This is a genomic window from Chelatococcus albus (assembly GCF_030067675.1).
Classification (GTDB): Bacteria; Pseudomonadota; Alphaproteobacteria; order Rhizobiales; family Beijerinckiaceae; genus Chelatococcus_A; species Chelatococcus_A albus.
The window spans coordinates 19,192-36,568 of the sequence record NZ_JASJEV010000003.1 but is presented as its reverse complement, the minus strand read 5'-3'; the positions used below and the strand labels follow the sequence as shown (position 1 = coordinate 36,568).

At 70.8% G+C, this 17,377-nt stretch carries 14 protein-coding genes; 8 read left to right on the top strand and 6 right to left on the bottom strand.

What is annotated here, in order from left to right; genetic code table 11:
* The first annotated feature begins 2 nt into the window (after positions 1-2).
* The 3 genes from QNA08_RS05790 (at position 3) to ribB (ending at position 4,152) form a co-directional block, all read left to right on the top strand.
* Positions 3-1,256, top strand: a complete 1,254-nt coding sequence (locus QNA08_RS05790) for a GNAT family N-acetyltransferase (protein WP_283739743.1) — start codon at positions 3-5, stop codon at positions 1,254-1,256.
* A gap of 399 nt (positions 1,257-1,655) precedes the next feature.
* Positions 1,656-2,771, top strand: a complete 1,116-nt coding sequence (aroC, locus tag QNA08_RS05785) for a chorismate synthase (RefSeq protein ID WP_283739742.1) — start codon at positions 1,656-1,658, stop codon at positions 2,769-2,771.
* 82 nt (positions 2,772-2,853) lie between these two features.
* Positions 2,854-4,152, top strand: a complete 1,299-nt coding sequence (gene ribB / locus QNA08_RS05780; RefSeq protein WP_283739741.1) for a 3,4-dihydroxy-2-butanone-4-phosphate synthase — start codon at positions 2,854-2,856, stop codon at positions 4,150-4,152.
* A 7-nt stretch (positions 4,153-4,159) separates the two neighbouring features.
* Here ribB and QNA08_RS05775 read toward each other — a convergent pair whose 3' ends face one another.
* Positions 4,160-5,089 carry a histone deacetylase family protein gene (locus QNA08_RS05775; protein ID WP_283739740.1) on the bottom strand — a complete coding sequence of 310 codons (930 nt, stop codon included), beginning with the start codon at positions 5,087-5,089 and terminating at the stop codon, positions 4,160-4,162.
* Positions 5,090-5,406: 317 nt separating this feature from the next.
* Here QNA08_RS05775 and QNA08_RS05770 point away from each other — a divergent pair, with 317 nt between their 5' ends.
* Positions 5,407-6,000 carry a L,D-transpeptidase gene (locus QNA08_RS05770; protein ID WP_283739739.1) on the top strand — a complete coding sequence of 198 codons (594 nt, stop codon included), beginning with the start codon at positions 5,407-5,409 and terminating at the stop codon, positions 5,998-6,000.
* A 41-nt stretch (positions 6,001-6,041) separates the two neighbouring features.
* Here QNA08_RS05770 and QNA08_RS05765 read toward each other — a convergent pair whose 3' ends face one another.
* The 5 genes from QNA08_RS05765 to QNA08_RS05745 all read right to left on the bottom strand — a co-directional run bounded on the left by QNA08_RS05765 (position 6,042) and on the right by QNA08_RS05745 (position 12,073).
* The gene (locus QNA08_RS05765; protein WP_283739738.1) at positions 6,042-6,950 is read right to left on the bottom strand and encodes a metallophosphoesterase; all 909 of its coding nucleotides are present in this window, start codon (positions 6,948-6,950) and stop codon (positions 6,042-6,044) included.
* Positions 6,951-7,421: 471 nt separating this feature from the next.
* Positions 7,422-8,801, bottom strand: a complete 1,380-nt coding sequence (locus QNA08_RS05760) for an aspartate aminotransferase family protein (protein WP_283739737.1) — start codon at positions 8,799-8,801, stop codon at positions 7,422-7,424.
* A gap of 141 nt (positions 8,802-8,942) precedes the next feature.
* Positions 8,943-9,833, bottom strand: coding sequence for an extensin-like domain-containing protein (locus QNA08_RS05755; RefSeq protein ID WP_283739736.1), 891 nt, complete (start codon positions 9,831-9,833; stop codon positions 8,943-8,945).
* A gap of 67 nt (positions 9,834-9,900) precedes the next feature.
* Complete coding sequence (locus tag QNA08_RS05750) at positions 9,901-11,349, bottom strand: amidase (RefSeq protein ID WP_283739735.1); 1,449 nt, start codon at positions 11,347-11,349, stop codon at positions 9,901-9,903.
* Between the two features lie 211 nt (positions 11,350-11,560).
* On the bottom strand, positions 11,561-12,073 hold the full coding sequence (locus QNA08_RS05745; RefSeq protein ID WP_283740076.1) for a MarR family winged helix-turn-helix transcriptional regulator: 513 nt from the start codon (positions 12,071-12,073) through the stop codon (positions 11,561-11,563).
* A 371-nt stretch (positions 12,074-12,444) separates the two neighbouring features.
* Here QNA08_RS05745 and QNA08_RS05740 point away from each other — a divergent pair, with 371 nt between their 5' ends.
* From QNA08_RS05740 to QNA08_RS05725, 4 genes are all read left to right on the top strand, one after another.
* A complete protein-coding gene (locus QNA08_RS05740) occupies positions 12,445-14,079 on the top strand; it encodes a long-chain-fatty-acid--CoA ligase (RefSeq protein WP_283739734.1) in 1,635 nt (544 codons plus the stop codon).
* A gap of 77 nt (positions 14,080-14,156) precedes the next feature.
* On the top strand, positions 14,157-15,386 hold the full coding sequence (locus tag QNA08_RS05735) for a DUF898 family protein (protein ID WP_283739733.1): 1,230 nt from the start codon (positions 14,157-14,159) through the stop codon (positions 15,384-15,386).
* Positions 15,387-15,397: 11 nt separating this feature from the next.
* The gene (locus QNA08_RS05730) at positions 15,398-16,474 is read left to right on the top strand and encodes a M48 family metallopeptidase (RefSeq protein WP_283739732.1); all 1,077 of its coding nucleotides are present in this window, start codon (positions 15,398-15,400) and stop codon (positions 16,472-16,474) included.
* Positions 16,474-17,250, top strand: coding sequence for a DUF1499 domain-containing protein (locus QNA08_RS05725; RefSeq protein ID WP_283739731.1), 777 nt, complete (start codon positions 16,474-16,476; stop codon positions 17,248-17,250). The genes QNA08_RS05730 and QNA08_RS05725 overlap by 1 nt, the downstream gene beginning before the upstream one ends.
* Positions 17,251-17,377: the final 127 nt, after the last annotated feature.

Here is a 17,377-nt window from a genome sequence, read left to right as displayed (position 1 = left end):
CCATGCCGGAGGCTGCCCCCCTGACCACGGAGTGCCGGCAACGATCCGCGTCGGCTGCCGAAGCGCGGCCGGGCGAGCGGCGCGGCCGCCCGGAGGTCTCGCGGGGGCTGATCGGGCTCACCTGGACAGTCCATGGCCGCTTCGGCGAAGTGGAGGGGGCTTGGCGCGACCTCGAGGCGCGGTCAGACGCAACTCCCTATCAGCGTTTCGATTTCCTCTCCGCCTGGTTCGAGACCATCGGCGAGCGGATGGGCGCGACGCCTGCGGTCGTCGCTGGCCGAGACGCCGAGGGCGCAGTGGAGATCCTCCTGCCGCTCGCTGTCGCGCGGCGCTTCGGCCTGCGGATCGCCACCTGTCCCGGTGGCCGTCACGCGAATTTCTGCCTGCCGCTCGTCTCTCGCAACCTCGCCGGCGCAATCGACGCGCGTGCGTTGACGCAGGTGCTCGACGAAGCCGTCGTTTCAAGCGGCCTTGCCGACGTTGTCGTGCTGCGCAACCTCCCAGGTCGCTGGCGCGGGCGTGGCAATCCGCTGCTTGGGGGCCGGCCGCTGCCGGCGCCCGACCCGGGCTTCGGCCTGGTGCTCGACGGGCCGGCCGAGGAGGTCGCCGCGCGCATCCTGTCGAAGAGCCGGCGCAAGAAGCTGCGCTACAAGATGCAGGCGCTCGGGCGTCTCGGTGCATTCGGTATCGCGCGCATCGAGCCGGAGCGCGATGCCGCGCGCGTCCTGTCGGCCTTCCTCGCCCAGAAGGCCGAGCGGTTCCGGGAGATGGGGCAACGCAATCCCTTCGCCGAGCCGGGAGCTGAAGCCTTTCTCGCCCGCCTCGCCGCGGCGCGCCGAGGAAGGCCGGCGGCCCTCGAACTCTATGCGCTGCAGCTTGATGCGCGTGTGGTCGCCGTTCTCGGGGGAGCCTCCGACGGGCGGGAGTTCTCGGCGATGTTCCTGTCGTACGAGACGGAGCCGACGGTCGCCGCATTCAGCCCCGGCGACGTCCTGGTGGCAAATGTCATCGCCGATCTGTGCGATCGCGGCTTCCACTGGTTCGACCTCGGCGTGGGCGAGGCCGCATACAAGCACCGCTATTGCCCGGAGCGCATCGAAACCTTCACGCGCGTCGAGGGCCTGACGCTCAAGGGGCGTCTGGCCGCCCTGGTGCTCATGGCCTTGGAGCGCCTGCGTTTCGCCGTGAAGACGCGGCCGCGGCTCCTGCGACTGGCCCTGTCCGTCCAGCGCCGCACCGGCTTCGGGATGGCCTGACGACCGGGGAAACACCAGCCCTCGCCGCGCCTCCTTGCACCCCTTCGGCAGGATGGCGCTTTGCACCCGCGGCTGCGACAACGGGGCGCCGCCGCGTCCCAGCCTGGGTAGCGGGCCGAAACACGGCCAGGACGGTTCTGGCAGGGCAGGCTCGCATTCACCGACCCGCAGCATCCCTGCAGGGGTGCCCCGACGACGGGTACGCCCGTCAGCTACACGCCCGACAAGGCGTTCAGGGGCGAGGACCGGTTCACGGTGAACGAGGTCTATGATTGGGACGATGCCGGGCGTACGTCGACGACGAGCGTCGGCTATGTCGTGACTGTGCAGTGAGATCGCCGCGTTTGACCGGCGCGCCGCTTTGCCTCTAAGACCGCCGCGTCTGCAGCGGCGGTTCCCATGTCCCACAACAGCTTCGGCCACCTCTTCCGCATCACCACCTTCGGCGAGAGCCACGGCCCGGCCATCGGCTGCGTCGTCGACGGCTGTCCGCCGCGCATCCCGCTCACCGAGGCGGACATCCAGGCCGAGCTCGACCGGCGCCGGCCGGGCCAGTCGCGCTTCACGACGCAGCGGCGCGAGCCCGACACGGTCAGGATCGTCTCGGGCGTGTTCACCGACGAGCGGACGGGGAAGCAGGTGACGACCGGCACGCCCATCGGCCTCGTGATCGAGAACGTCGACCAGCGCTCCAAGGACTACGGCGAGATCAAGGACCGCTACCGCCCCGGCCATGCCGACTTCACCTACGACGTGAAATACGGCATCCGAGACTACCGCGGCGGCGGGCGTGCCTCCGCCCGCGAGACGGCGATGCGGGTCGCGGCCGGCGCCATCGCCCGCAAGGTCGTGCCCGGTCTCGTGGTGCGCGGCGCGCTGGTGCAGATCGGCCCGCACAAGATCGACCGCGGCAACTGGGACTGGGAGGAGGTCGGGCGCAATCCCTTCTTCTGCCCCGACGCGAAGGCCGCGGCCTTCTTCGCCGACTATCTCGACGGCATCCGAAAGAACGGCTCGTCCATCGGTGCCGTCATCGAGATCGTGGCCGAGGGCGTGCCCGCCGGGCTCGGGGCCCCTGTCTACGGCAAGCTCGATGCCGATCTCGCGGCGGCACTGATGAGCATCAACGCCGTCAAGGGCGTGGAGATCGGCGAGGGCTTCGAGGCCGCCGCGCTGACGGGCGAGGAGAACGCCGACGAGATGCGCCTTGGCAACGACGGCAAGCCGCTCTTCCTGTCGAACCACGCTGGCGGCATCCTGGGCGGCATCTCCACGGGCCAGCCGGTGGTGGCGCGCTTCGCCGTGAAGCCCACCTCCTCCATCCTCAATCCACGCCTGTCGGTCGATCGTTACGGCCACGAGGCCGACGTGCTCACCAAGGGGCGCCACGACCCCTGCGTCGGCATCCGCGCCGTACCCGTGGGGGAAGCCATGGTCGCTTGTGTGATGGCCGATCACTACCTCCGCCACCGTGGCCAGGTGGGGCAGAGCTCGTCCTGGCCGTTCCCGGCGTGAGTTTCAGTGACAGTAAAATAGCGCTGGACGATCGGCAGCGCATTCACTTGAAATGAATCTGGTGCGGGCGTAGATCAGCGGCATGAAGCTCGCCGACTGGCTCGCCCGCAACCGCATGACGCGCGTGGAATTCGCGCGGCGCCTGGGAATGTCGCCCGGCGCGGTCACCCAGCTGTGCAACAGCGACGGTGCCTGGCTGTCGCGTGAGACGGCCGAGCTCATCCTGCGCGAGACGGGAGGGGCCGTCACGCCCAACGATTTCATCGGCGCGGCCGCGGCCGGCCGCGAGGAGGCCGCCATGCTCAGTTCCGTCACCGAGGCCATCGAGGCGATCGCCCATGGCGAAATCGTCGTCGTCACCGACGACGACGACCGCGAGAACGAGGGGGATCTCGTCTGCGCCGCCTCGCTCTGCACGCCCGAGAAGATGGCCTTCATCATCCGCAACACCTGCGGCATCGTCTGCGCGCCGCTGACGGTCGCCGACGCCAGGCGCCTCAGGCTCGACCCGATGGTGGCCTCGAACGATGCGCCGCTCGGCACGGCCTTCACGGTGAGCGTCGACGTGCGCCACGGGCTGACCACGGGCATCTCGGCCGAGCAGCGCGCCAACACGGTGCGGGCGCTCGCCAACAACAACATGGGCGCAACCGACTTCGTGCGCCCGGGCCACGTCTTCCCGCTCATCGCCAAGGAGGGCGGCGTGCTCATGCGCTCCGGCCACACGGAGGCGGCGGTCGACCTGTGCAGGCTCGCGGGGTTGCCGCCGGTCGGCGTGATCTGTGAGCTCGCCAACGACGACGGCACCGTGATGAAGGGCGCGCAGATCGAGGCCTTCGCCGAGAAGCACCGGCTGAAGCGCATCTCGGTCGCCGATCTCATCGCCTACCGCCAGGCACGTGAGAAGCTCGTCGAGCGCATCGCGACGTTCCCCGTGCAGACGGAGATCGGCGAGCTCACCGGCCACGCCTACATGACGCCCTTCGACACGGTGCACCATTTCGCCTTCGTCTACGGTGCGGTCGGCGACGGGCGCAACGTGCCGACACGGCTGCACCGTGCCAATGTCATTTCCGACGTGTTCTGCGGCGCCAAGGTGCTGCATGCGGCGCTCGCCCGCTTCGCCGCAGAGGGGCGGGGTGTGCTCGTCTATCTGCGCGAGGGCACTGCCGGCGTCCCCGTCATGGGGCTGTCGGAGGAGGCGGCTGCGGATTCCGAGGTCCAGCGCCACCGGCAGTGGCGCGAGGTCGGCCTCGGGGCCCAGATCCTCCGGGATCTCGGCGTCGCCTCGATCCGCAACCTCACCTCGATGTCCCGCGCCTATGTCGGCCTTGCCGGCTTCGGCATCGAGATCGCGGCGACGGAGATCCTCGAGGGCTGAGCGGACCTCAGCCCCTCATGAGCGCCAGGACGTGGGCGGCGGAGGAGGACGCGAGGCCCTCGAGGTCGTAGCCGCCTTCCAGGATCGAGACGATGCGCCCGCCGCACTGCCGGTCGGCGATCGTCATGAGTTCGCGCGTCGCCCAGGCGAAATCGGCTTCCGTCAGATTGATGTTGGCGAGCGGGTCGCGCCAATGGGCATCGAACCCGGCCGAGATGAGGATGAGGTCCGGTCTGAAGGCCGAGATCCGGGGAAAGATCGCGGCCTCCATGGCGTCGCGGAAGACCTCGCCGCCATCCCCGGCCCGCAGCGGCGCATTGACGATCGTGTCGTGCTCCCCGCGCTCGGAGACGGCACCGGTGCCGGGATAGAGCGGCATCTCGTGGGTCGAGCAGTAGAGCACGCTGGCGTCTGACCAGAAGATGTGCTGCGTGCCGTTGCCGTGATGCACGTCCCAGTCGACGATGGCCACGCGTTCGAGCCCGTGCGCCTTCTGGGCATGCCGGGCGGCGACGGCGACGTTGTTGAAGAAGCAGAAACCCATGGCCCGGCGCTGCTCGGCGTGATGGCCGGGCGGGCGGATGGCGCAGAAGGCGTTGGCGGCGCGGCCCGCCACCACCTCGTCCACGGCGAGGGTGCAGGCGCCGACGGCCCTCAGGGCGGCTTCGTAGGTTCCGGGCGACATCGAGGTGTCCGCATCCACGTCGACGAAGCCCGCGCGCGGCACCGATTCGGCAATGGCAGCCGCATAGGCCTGCGGGTGGACGCGCGTGATGGCGTCCAGCCCGCCCCTGGGGGCGGCCTCGCGCACCAGCGCCATGAACTTCTCCTGCTCGAGCGCGCGCTCCACGGCGCGCAGCCGGTCCGGCCGCTCGGGGTGGCCCGCAGGCATCTCATGCTCAAGGCAGGCGGGGTGCGAAACGAGGAGTGTGGTCACTTTGCCGTCCCAGCGTCCGGTGTCGCCGCAACATTCACGTCATGAAAGCGGCTAGAGAGATCGGGTCATGCTCGTTCGTCGAGCGCGCTCGCCGCCCGATCCGCTCGTGGCCGCGGGGGGTGACGCTCGCATGACCGGCACTGTCGCAAGGCGGGAGCGTGGTGTCCATGCCACGCTCGTCCGCCTTTTCGCGCTTGCGCGGATTTCAGACACTACTCGGCGTTGTGCCGACTGGGGGCCTGCACTAAAGCACGCCCGACATTGCGATGGGCGCTCGCCGAGCGAATCAGCGGGCCAGAAGGGGCGACGAGGCGGTGATGCGCCGTGGTGCGACAATCTCGGTTCTGACGGTGGCCGCGGCCCTGCTCGCTGGCTGCACCTTCAAGGGCGTTCCGGACCCGGCGGTTTCCGCGCGCGACAGCGAGTGGATGGCGCTCGTGCCGCAGGCGCCGGTCGATCCGATCTTCGGCCGCTACGAGATCAGCGATCCGACGGGTGAGGCGCCGGGCACCATCGTGGTCGACCAGCGTGAGCGTCAGCTCTACTACGTGCTGCCCAACAAGCGCGCGATCCGCTACGGCGTCGCGGTGGGCGACGAGGCCTACGGCTGGACCGGAACGGCGACCATGGCGCGCAAGGCCGAATGGCCGGACTGGAACCCGCCGGCGGAGATGGTCAAGCGCTGGCCGCACGTCAGGCCGACCAAGGGCGGCCCCAACAATCCGCTCGGCGCCCGCGCCCTCTATCTCTACGACGAGAACGGTCGCGACACGCTCTATCGCATCCACGGCACCAACGAGCCGGAGAAGATCGGGCAGGCCGTGTCCTCGGGCTGCATCCGCATGCGCAACCTCGACGTGATCGACCTGTACAACCGCGTCCAGGTCGGTGCGAAGGTCGTCGTCAAGTAGGCACAGGTCTTGCGGCGGTCTGCTGGCGACCGCCGGCAGGTTTAGGCCAGCGCCGGGGCGCCGCCGAGGCGCACGGTGACGATCTCGGGCGGAACGCCGAGGCGCACGGGCATGATGCTCGTGCCGAGGCCGCCCGAGACGATCATGCTGCGGCCGTCCTCCTGTACGAGGCCGTAGGCGAAGCGGTTGCCGAATTCCGACGGCACAATGGGTGAGTAGCCCAGGATGCGCACCTGGCCGCCGTGGGTGTGGCCGGCGAGCGTCAGCGACACGCGGGCCGGCACGCGCGGAAAGATGTCCGGCTCGTGGGCGAGCAGGATGATGGGGGCATCGTCCGTCACCTTGGCGAGGGTGCCGGGCAGGTCGTCTACGCCGCGGAAGCGGCGCGGCCCGAGCACGTAGGCAATCTGATCGCCGAGGCCGAGCAGCCAGAAGGGGCGACCGTTCTTGGCGAGGCGCAGGGCATCGTTCTCCAGCACGGTGATGCCGGCGGCCTTGAGGGCCTCCCGCACGCCGCGTGCCCCGTCCGGCGGTGCGCCGGGCACCGGTCCGTGCCACCAGTCGTGGTTGCCGAGGACGGAATGGACGCCCAGCGGTGCCTTGAGCAGGCCGAGCACCGGTCCCCACTCGTCGGGCAGCACATGTCGCGTGACGAAGCGGTTCGACGTCATGAAATCGCCGAGGAGCACGATCAGGTCGGCCCCCAGCGCGTTCGTCGTCTCGACGATATGGCGCACGCGCGCGAGTGACATGTGTGGCTCGCTGGCGTGAATGTCGGCGATCACGGCGACGGTCAGCGGCAGATCCCGCGGCCAGCGGTCGGGCGTCAGGGCATAATCCGTGACGACGAGCCGGAAGCCGGGCTCGACCCCGAAGGCATAGGTGGAGAAGGCCACGGCGCCGAGCGCCGCGCCGGTGAGGCCTTTCAGGACGATGCGCCGGTTCGGCATGGGGGATGCGCGTCCGTTCGGTTGGTGGCGGGCGGAGGCCGGCCGTCCCTTGTCGGGGCCGCGGCCCGGCCGCCCGGCCGGTTTCGTGGATGCAAGCATGACCGCTGGGCGTGTCCCGGTCGAGCCTCCTGGTCGTCTTCCCCGCATGCCCCTCGCGGCGACGCCGCCTGCGCGGCACGATGAAGACCGTGGCCTGTCTCGGCGGGCCCGCGCCTTCGTCTCCGCCGCCTGTTTGGCGTGGAGGGCTCGGGGCGGGAGCTGGCCGTCCGGCGGTGCCGCATGCAGGGCATGCATGAGAGGGCCGGGGGTGCGGCTCCCGCCCGCGGTGTTTGAGGCTTGCTCCGTGAACGCTCTGGCGGGCGGGGTGCGTTCGCCCCCGGTCCGTCCGGCCACCGCTCCCGCTGTCGTCAAGCGGTCGCACTCCTGCCGACCCCGCCCCGGGATGACCGGGGGTGTTTCCCGCGCGTTGTCTCAGGCCGCCCGCAGCCTTTCCTTGGCGACCCAGGCCTCGGTGCGATCGAGGGCGCGTCCGAGCATGTCGAACATCTCCTCGACCTCGGCCTCGGTGATGACGAGCGGCGGGCACAGCGCCACCGCGTCGCCCATGGCGCGGGCGATGAGCCCCTCGTCCTGGGCGAAGGCGGCGCAGCGCGCACCGACCCCCTGCTTGGGATCGAAGGCGCGCTTCGTTGCCTTGTCGGCGACGAGCTCGACGGCGCCGACGAAGCCCTTGCCGCGCGCCTCGCCGACGAGCGGATGGTCGGCGAGGGCGCCGAGGCGCTTCTGGAATACGGGGATGAGCTTCCTGACCTTGCCGACGAGGTCGTCGCGCTCGTAGATCTCGAGCGTCTTCAGCGCCACTGCCGCCGTGACGGGATGGCCGGAATAGGTAAAGCCGTGGCCGAAGGTGCCGATCTTGCGGCTTTCGTCCAGCATCGCCTGGTACATCACCTCCGGCACCATGACGCCGCCGATGGGCAGATAGGCGGAGGACAGCGCCTTGGCGATGGAGATGGACTGGGGCTTCATGCCCATGACCGGCGAGCCGAACATCTCGCCGAGCCGGCCGAAGCCGCAAATGACCTCGTCGGCGATGAAGAAGACATCGTACCTGGCGAGAACGGGCGCGATCTTCTCGTAGTAGGTGGCGGGCGGCACGATGACGCCGCCCGCACCCATCACCGGTTCGGCAATGAAGGCGGCGACCGTCTCAGGCCCCTCCGCAAGGATCATCCTCTCGAGCTCGGTGGCGAGGCGGCTCGCAAAATCCTCCTCCGTCTCGCCCGGCTCGGCAAAGCGGTAGTGGTGCGGGCAGGCCGTGTGCAGGATGTTGGCGATGGGCAGATCGAAGTCGCGGTGGTTGTTGACGAGGCCCGTGAGCGACGCCGAGGCCACGGTGACACCGTGATAGGCCTTGATGCGCGAGATGATCTTCTTCTTCTTCGGCCGGCCGAGCGCGTTGTTCATGTACCAGACGAGCTTGACCTGGGTGTCGTTCGCCTCCGATCCAGAATTGCAGAAGAACACCTTGGAAATCGGGACGGGGGCGATCTCCTTCAGCTTCTCGGCGAGCTCGATCGCCGGATCGTGGCTCTTGCCGCCGAAGAGATGGGTGAAGGGGAGCTTCGCCATCTGCTCGCGCGCCACCTCGACGAGCTCGGCATTGCCGTAGCCGAGGGAGGTGCACCAGAGGCCGGCCATGCCCTCGATATAGGCCTTGCCCTCGCTGTCGTAGACGCGCACGCCCTCGCCGCGCTCGAGCACGAGCGGGCCGGTTTCGCGGAAGCCGGCTAGATTGGTGTAGGGGTGGATCAGGGTCTCGACGTCGCGCGTCGCGAGATTGCTGAGCATGATCGCCTTCGTGACTTGGCCCCTCGCGCACCAGTCCGGCTGGCTGACGATCCGGCCGTTGCAGGAACGACAGGATGGTAGGGGCAGGTGGGCGGTTGCGGAAGATGCATCATAATTTCCTCTCCGCGCGCGGCCATGTCCCTATTGCAGGGTCCAGCGGCACAGGCGCAGGCCGTTGCGCCGCGCGGCGAGATCCACGTGCAGGTGCTCCTCGTGGTAGCCGTCGGAGCCGGGGCCGAGCACGGTCGTGAAGCGCGCGCAGGCGCTCTCCCTCCAGGCGACGGCGATGCCTGCGGGTAGGCCGCGCGGCGCGATGCCGAGGACGCGCCCGTCGGCGAGGGTGAGCGAGCGGATGTCGATGGCGTTGCCGCGCCCGTGCTCGCTGAGCTTGGCGCCGTTGACGCGGTTGCGGCCGCGGCAGTCGTAGGCGGCAGCGTTGGCGATGCGGGTGAGCGGCGCGCCGGCTTTCGCCGCGATGGCCGCGAGATCCTGCCGTGCCCAGTCGGCGACGGCTGCGGCGAGCGCGCAGCGCATGACGGGCGCCGGCTCGATGGGAACGCGGCGTCCGTCGTCGAGGACCACCGCCTCGAGCTGCACGGGGTCGGGGATGCCGCAACCGCTGCCGTAGCCCATCGGCTCCAGGCGGCGCGCGACGACGCGGGCGTCGGGGAGAAGGCGGTCGCAGGCATCGGCCTCGGCGGGCGGCTCGCGACCGCCTTCGCTGCCGCTCGGTGCGGCCGGTGTCGCTTCCGTCCCTGCGGGGGCCGTGGCCTCCTCGACCGCCGGCTGCCGGCGCGGATCGGGTGGCGGCAGCGGGGCCGTGCGCGGCAGGCTCACGACACGATCGAGGTCGGCGGGGCGCGGCGGGGGGAGCTGCACGTGAATGGCGAGGGGCGCGGCGTCCGCCACCATTCCGGCAGCCGCCGCGACCCCGGAACCGGCGAGCACCGCCATCGCCGCCAGCACCGGCGGGGCAAGGCGCGCAAGGCGCTGCGGCGGGAAGGGGCGTCGTCGCACCCGGCGATCGCTCATCCGCCCCCATGAGGCCGACAATGCGGCGACGATGTGGCGGCGCCCTGCCGCCGCCGCGCCTGGCGCGTCAGCGCAGCAAGGGCGGCACCCGGTAGCGGCAGCCGAGGGCCTCCAGCATGCCGGCGACCGCGATGGCGGTGCGGTCTGCGCCCTCGGCGGCGACGATCTGCACGCCGAGCGGCAGCCCGCCGGCGGTCTGCGCGACGGGGGCGACGGCGGCCGGCAGATGCGCGCCGCTCGCGAGGGAGGACCACATCAGGAAGTCGAAATAGGGACGCTTCTCGCCGTTTACGTCGAGCGTGCGGGCGTGGAAGTCGGGCGAGTGGTCGTGGGGGATCGCAGGCACGGGTGCTGGCGGCATGAGCACCACGTCCCAATCCCTGAAGAAGGCGTCCCAGGCCGTCTTCAGGGCCTGGCGCCGCTCCTGCAGGGCGACCCAGGTGCCCGCATCGAGCCGCGCGCCGCGCGCCTGCAGGGCGCGATGCGAGAGGTCGCCGGGCGCGTAGTTCACGGCGTCGGCGGCGAGTCTGTCGCGCACCTTCTGCGGCAGGCCGGCGGCGACGATCGCGTGGTTCATCAGGGCATAGACCTCGAAGGCCTCCTCGAAGGCGAAGGCCGGGCGTGCCGCGGCGTCGACCGTTGCGCCGGCGCCGGCGAGCAGCGCCCCCGCACGCTCGACAGCCCCGGACACGGAGGCATCGACCGGCGCGAAGGTCTCGTTCGCCCACAGCGCCACGCGCAGGCCGGCGGGCGTCGTGCGCCGCGGCGGGGCGAGCCGCGGCTTGACCCCGTCGGGGTCGGCCGGGCCGGCGATGACGGAGAGGACGAGATCGAGGTCGGCGGCGGAGCGGGCGAGGGGGCCGGCGGCGACGAGGTCGCCCTCGGCCGTCACGCCGGGCGGCGGCGGCACGTGGCCGCGCGTCGAGACGAGGCCCCAGGTCGGCTTGAGGCCGAAGATGCCGCAGGCATGCGCCGGCCAGCGGATGGAGCCGCCGAGGTCGGAACCGAGCTCGAAGGCGCTCATGCCGGTGGCGACGGCGGCCGCCGCGCCGCCCGACGACCCGCCGGTGGAGCGGCTGCGGTCCCAGGGATTGTTGGTCGCGCCGTAGATCGGATTGTAAGCTTGGAAGTCGCCCGAGAAGGCCGGCACATTGGTCTTGCCGAGGATGACGGCGCCGGCGGCGCGCAGCCTCGCCACCGCCGCGGCGTCCCGCTCGGGCACGCGTTCGCGGTAGGTCGGGGCGCCGGCCGTCGAGACGAGGCCGGCGACGTCGAAGGCGTCCTTGATGGTGATGACAAGGCCGTCGAGCGCCCGGGCCTCGCCCTTCCCCCGCCGCGCATCCGCCGCGTCGGCGGCCGTGCGGGCGGCTTCGGTATCGAGGGCGACGATGGCGTTGAGTGCGGGGTTGACGGCGGCGATGCGCTCCAGCGTCTCGTCGAGCAGTTCGGCGGCCGAGAGCTCTCGCCGGTCGAGCGCGGCAAGGATGGCATGGGCGGGTTCGTTGAGAAGGTCCACGGCGGCAAGGACTCCGCTTGTCTCGGGCTCCGGTCGTTTCCGGCGCGCCGGATCGACACCGCATTCAATAGCGGCACCCCGCGCGGACGCAAAACCGCGACCCGCCAAGGCGGAAGTGCACAATTGCATGCGCCTGCCCGCGATGCGCGGCTCCCCGGCGGGGTGCGGCCCGGCGCGCCGGGACTGATCCCTTCGGCGTCCCAGGATCGATTCAAGCCGACGCCGCGCCCCGGCGGCGTGCGGCGGGCTTCGGGGCAGCATCCTGCGCGCGCAGGATGTCGCGCCAGGCGAGGATGATGCGCTCGAGTTCCTCGAGGTCGCGGTCGGGCAGGCGGCCGAGCGTCTCGGTGACGTAGGCGCGCTGGATGGCGATGCCCTCCTCGGCGAGGGCACGCCCCTTCGGGGTGAGGAAGAGGGCGTGCGAGCGCCTGTCGCCGGCGAGCGCCCGGCGCTCCACGAGGTCGCCCGCCACCAGCCGGTCGACGAGGCCAGAGACGTTGCCCTTGGTCACGTAGAGCCGCTCGGCCAGCTCCTGCTGGCTGATGCCCTCGCGCTCGGTGAGGGTGGAGAGCAGGTCGAACTGCGGGATGGAAAGCCCGATCTCGCGCAGGCGCAGGCCGATGGCCGCAAAGAGCCTGCGCTCCATCCGGATGAAGCGGAACCAGACCCGCAAGAGATTCACGTCCCGCTCAGCCGCCACCGGGGCCTCGGTCACACCCGCCATCATTCCTGCCCGCATCGATCGCCACGCGATGGTTCACATAAAAACCATCTCGTCGAAAAATAGCCTATTTCCGGGAATGGCGCGAGCCGGGAGCGTGAATGCAACCGGCAGGGTCGGACGAGGGCCGGAGCCCCTCGCCTCCGTCATTCCACCCGGCGGGGTGGCTGGCCTATCGGTCGGGCGCCGACCGGCCGTCGGAGGCTCCCTCGCGGGCAGGCACGCCTGCCGGCGAGGGGTCCCGGCGGGCTCCGCATTCGGGAGCCTTCCGCCGCGCCCTTCGCCGCTGTCCCGACCCCTTGGCCGCAGCCGGATTCCGCCTCTATCGTAACGTCAGCCGACAGGTCGCCGCACGTTCTTCGGGAGGGAACGACATGCTGGGGCTGATGCAGGACTGGCCGCTCCTCATTCACCGCATCATCGACCATGCCGCCGTCCAGCACGGGGGACGCGCCGTCGTCTCGCGCTCGGTCGAGGGACCGATGCACCGCACGACCTACCGCGACCTCAGGGCGCGCGCCCTCAAGGTGGCGCAGCGCCTGGCGCGGGACGGCATCGGGCCGGGCGACCGGGTGGCGACGCTTGCCTGGAACACCTGGCGGCATCTCGAAGCCTGGTACGGCATCACCGGCCTCGGCGCCGTCTATCACACCGTCAATCCGCGTCTCTTCGAGGACCAGATCGCCTATATCGTCAACCATGCCGAGGACCGCATCCTCCTCCTCGACCTCACCTTCGTGCCGCTCGTGGAGAAGCTCGCCCCGCGCCTGCCGGCGGTCGAGCGCTACGTCGTGCTGACGGATGCGGCGCACATGCCGGCGACGGCGCTGCGGAACGCCATACCTTACGAGGAGTGGATCGCGGAGGCGGACGGGGATTTCGCCTGGGTGCCGCTCGACGAGAACGCGGCGGCGGGCATGTGCTACACCTCGGGGACCACGGGCCACCCGAAGGGCGTCGTCTATTCGCACCGCTCCAACGTGCTGCATGCGCTCGCCGTCAACATGGCCGACTGCTTCGGCCTGTCGAGCCGTGACATCGCCATGCCCGTGGTGCCGCTGTTCCATGCGAACGGCTGGTCCTTCGCCTTCTCCGCGCCGATGGCGGGGGCGGGCCTCGTGCTGCCCGGCGCGAAGCTCGACGGGGCGTCGATCCATCAGCTGCTCGAAGAGGAGGGCGTGACGGTGACCGCCGCGGTGCCGACCGTATGGCTCGGCCTCCTGCAGCATCTCGAGGCGACGGGGGCGGGGCTCTCGACGCTGAAGCGCGTCGTCATCGGCGGCTCGGCCTGTCCGCGCGCCATGACGGAAAAGTTCGAGCGGGCCTATGGCGTCACCGTCTCCCACGCCTGGGGCATGACGGAGATGAGCCCGCTCGGCTCCTTCTGCTCGCTCAAGCCCGAGGTGGCGGGGCTCGACGGCGAGGCCCTCTTCGACCTCAAGACGAAGCAGGGCTTCGCCCCCTTCATGGTGGAGATGGTCGTCACGGATGATGCCGGGCGGCGCCTGCCCTGGGACGGGGAGACCTTCGGGCGGCTCAAGGTGCGGGGGCCGGCCGTGGCGCGCGCCTATTTCAGGGGCGAGGGCGGGGCGATCCTCGATGCGGAGGGCTTCTTCGACACGGGCGATGTCGCCACCATCGACCCGCACGGCTACATGCGCATCACCGACCGGGCGAAGGACGTCATCAAGTCGGGGGGCGAGTGGATCTCCTCCATCGAACTCGAGAACCTCGCCGTCGGCCACCCGGACGTGGCCGAGGCGGCGGTGATCGGCGTCTCCCATCCCAAATGGGACGAGCGGCCGCTCCTCGTCGTGGTGCCCAAGGCGGGACGTGAGCCCACGCGGGAGGGCCTCCTCGCCTTCATGCGCGGCAAGGTCGCCAAGTGGTGGCTGCCGGACGACGTCGTCTTCGTCGAGGCGATCCCGCATACGGCGACCGGCAAGATCCAGAAGACGGCCCTGCGCGAGCAGTTCCGCGACTACCGCCTGCCGAGCTCCACGGTCTGAGGGCCCACGCCTGCATGACGCAACGGGAGCGGCACGCTAACGTGGCGCATCTCGATTCATTGCGCAGGAGTCTTTTGATGAGCGTCGTGCCGTCGGTTCCGCTGCCGCGGGGGTCCGAGGGAGAGATGGAGCGCCTGAGCTTTGCCGGGGAGAGGGCGCCGTTCCTTCGCCTCGTTGCGCGCGGCAGCCTCCTGCAGCTGCCGACGCTCGGCTTCTACCGCTTCTGGCTCGTCACCGACATCCGCCGGCATCTGTGGGCGCACACGCGCCTCGGCCGCGAAGCCTTCGAATATACGGGGACCGCACGCGAGCTCCTCATCGGCTTCCTTGTCGCGCTCACCGTGCTCGCCCCGATCTACGTCGTCTATTTCCTCGTCGGCCTCGAGGCGGAGCGCCTGGAGGCTTTCGCCAGCCTGCCGCTGTTCGTGGTGCTCTACCTGCTCGGCCAATACGCCTCCTACCGTGCCCGCCGGTATCGTGCGACGCGCACCGTCTTCCGAGGCCTGCGCTTCTGGATGACGGGCTCGGCCTGGGCCTATGCCGGGCGCGCCGCCCTGTGGGATGGCCTCACGCTTCTGACGCTCGGGCTCGCCTATCCCTGGCGGGCGGCGGCGCTCGAACGCTACAAGCTCGCCCATACCCGCTTCGGCGATCTTTCGGGGGATTTCGCGAGCACCGGCTGGGTGTTCTTCAAGCGCGGCGTCTGGCTGTGGCTGGTCGCCGTGCTCACCGCGGTGGTGGCGTTCATCAGCACATTTGCCGCGCAATCGATCGGGCGAGTGGCGGGGCCGCGCGCGGGGGGCTACATCGGCGGATCGATCATCATTCTCATCCTGCTCTTCGCGGCCTTCGTCATCTATCCGCTGTTCCGCGCCATCGAGATGCGCTGGGTGCTGGAAGGCCTGCGCTTCGGCCCGATCACGGTGGCGAGCGATCTCTCCATGCGCAGCGTCTTCGCCTGCTACGCCAGGACGCTCGGTGTCAGCATCGCCTATGCGCTGGTCGGTGCCGGGGGCATCGCGCTCTGCCTGTGGCTTCTCGCCGGGGCGGTGCCCGTGGCGAGCCTCGGAGCCAGCTTGACCGGGACGATCATGGGCGGTGTTGCCACGGGAGCCATCTATCTCCTCTTTCTCCTCGGTTTCGGCATCATCCGGCGCCTCTATCTCGAACGCGGCCTGTGGGCGGCGGCGGTCGCCTCCATCTCCATCGCCAACCTCGCGGCGCTCGACGATGTGGCGGCGCGCGGCACGCCCGCCGGCGCACTGGGCGAAGGGCTCGCCGATGCGCTGGACGTCGGCGGGTTCTAGAAGGCGGAGCCATGGACGGCGAAACCCGCGCGGGCTTCTACGACGGCGCCACGGCGAGGCGGCGCCACGTGACGCTCGCGCTCGACACCGACGCCGTGATGATCAGCGAGGCCGGCGCGCCCCTCGCCCGCTGGCCCTATGCCGAGATCCGACGCATCGAGGGGCCGCCGGGCCTCCTGCGCCTGCGCTGCGGCTCCGCGCCCGAGCTTGCGCGGCTCGAGCTTGCGGACGGGCCGCACGCCGTCGAGGTCGCGCGGCGCTGTCCGCGCCTCGATGAGCAGGAGAGGGCGGCGGGGCGCGCCGTGCCGAAGATCGTCGCCGTCTCGCTGGCGGCGGCCGCCTCGATCATTCTCACCGTCGTCTATCTCGTGCCGCTTGCAGCCGATCGGCTGGCGCCGCTCATTCCGCTCGGGGCCGAACGGCGGCTGGGCCAGGCCGTCGACAGCCAGGTGCGCGAGCTGTTCGGCGCGCGGGCCTGCGCCGGGGCTCCCGGGCGGTGGGCGCTCGACCGCCTCGTCGCCCGCCTCGCTGCCAGGGCGGCACTGCCCATGGAGGTCGAGGTGGCGGTGCTGCCCTCCCAGGTGCCGAACGCCTTCGCCCTGCCGGGCGGGCGGATCTACCTGCTCGACGGTCTCCTGCAGCGGGCGGAGAACGCGGACGAGGTGGGGGCGGTGCTCGCCCACGAGATGGGCCATGTCGCCGGCCGGGACGGGCTGCGCAAGCTCATCCAGACGGGCGGCAGCTCCTTCCTGCTCGGGCTCCTTTTCGGAGACATCAGCGGCAGCGGCGCGCTCGTGCTCGTCGGCCAGGTGCTCGTGGACAGCGCCTATTCCCGCGATGCCGAGCGGGCGGCGGACCGTTTCGCCGCGGATCTGATGACTGGCGTCGGCCGCCCGGCCGAGCCGCTCGGCATCTTCCTGCTGCGGATCACCGGGGAGAAGGCGAGCAGCCTCCCCTTCCTCCAGAGCCACCCCATGAGCGAGGAGCGCATGGCGGCCCTCGCGACGCGGAGACCCGCCGCGACCGGGGCGCCCCTCCTCGACGAGGAGGAGTGGCGGTCGCTCAAGGCGATCTGTAAAGCGAAGTGATGCGCCGCCTGATCCTCGAAGAGCCCGTCACCCGTGCCGCGGTCTGGAGCCGCCGGATCGGCGGGTTCGCGCTCGCCGTTACACTCATCGGTGTCTTTCTGGTACGCCAGCAGCGCGTCGAGATGACGGCCGGGCTCGCCGTCTTCGGCTCAGGGCTCCTTCTCGCACTCGGCGCGGCCGGGCTTGCGGCGATCGCCTTCGCCATGATCTGGCTCGAAGGCCGGCGCGGGCTCGGCCGGGCCGTGCAGGGGCTCGTGCTCGCGCTCGCGGTGCTCGCCTGGCCGGGGTTCCTCGCCTTCAAGGCGGTGCTCCTGCCGAAGCTCAACGACGTCAGCACCGATATCGAGGAGCCGCCGGCCTTCTCGCGCTCGCGCGCGGCGCTCGCCGCGCGCGGCGGCCACGTGCCGGTCGAGGTGGCGCCAGCCACGCGGCGCCGGCAGCGCGAGGCCTATCCCCTCGTCGCGCCGCTGCATCTCGACCTGACGCCGGAGGAGGCCTTTGAGGCGGTGCGCAAGGCGGCGCAGGTCATGGGCTGGGAGATCGTGGAAGCCGCGCCGCCGGGCGGGCGCATCGGCCTCGGCCGGCTCGACGCTGTGGACCGCAGCCTTATCCTGCGCTTTCCCGACGACATCACGGTCCGGCTGCGCCCGCGCGTCGGGGGCACGCGCATCGATGTGCGCTCGGCCTCGCGGTACGGCGCGCATGATTTCGGCGTGAACGCCGCGCGGATCACGGATTTCCTCGAGGAGGTCTCGGCCCAGGCCGAGGCACGCTGAGGGCGCGCAACATCGGAACCGGGAGAGGTCCCGCAGCAGATCCCTTCCGGGCGAGCCTCGGCCGCGGCGCCCCGGATGAGCGTGAGCCCTCGCTCGGCGGCAAGCGTGAGGGAGGTCCTTGGGCGAA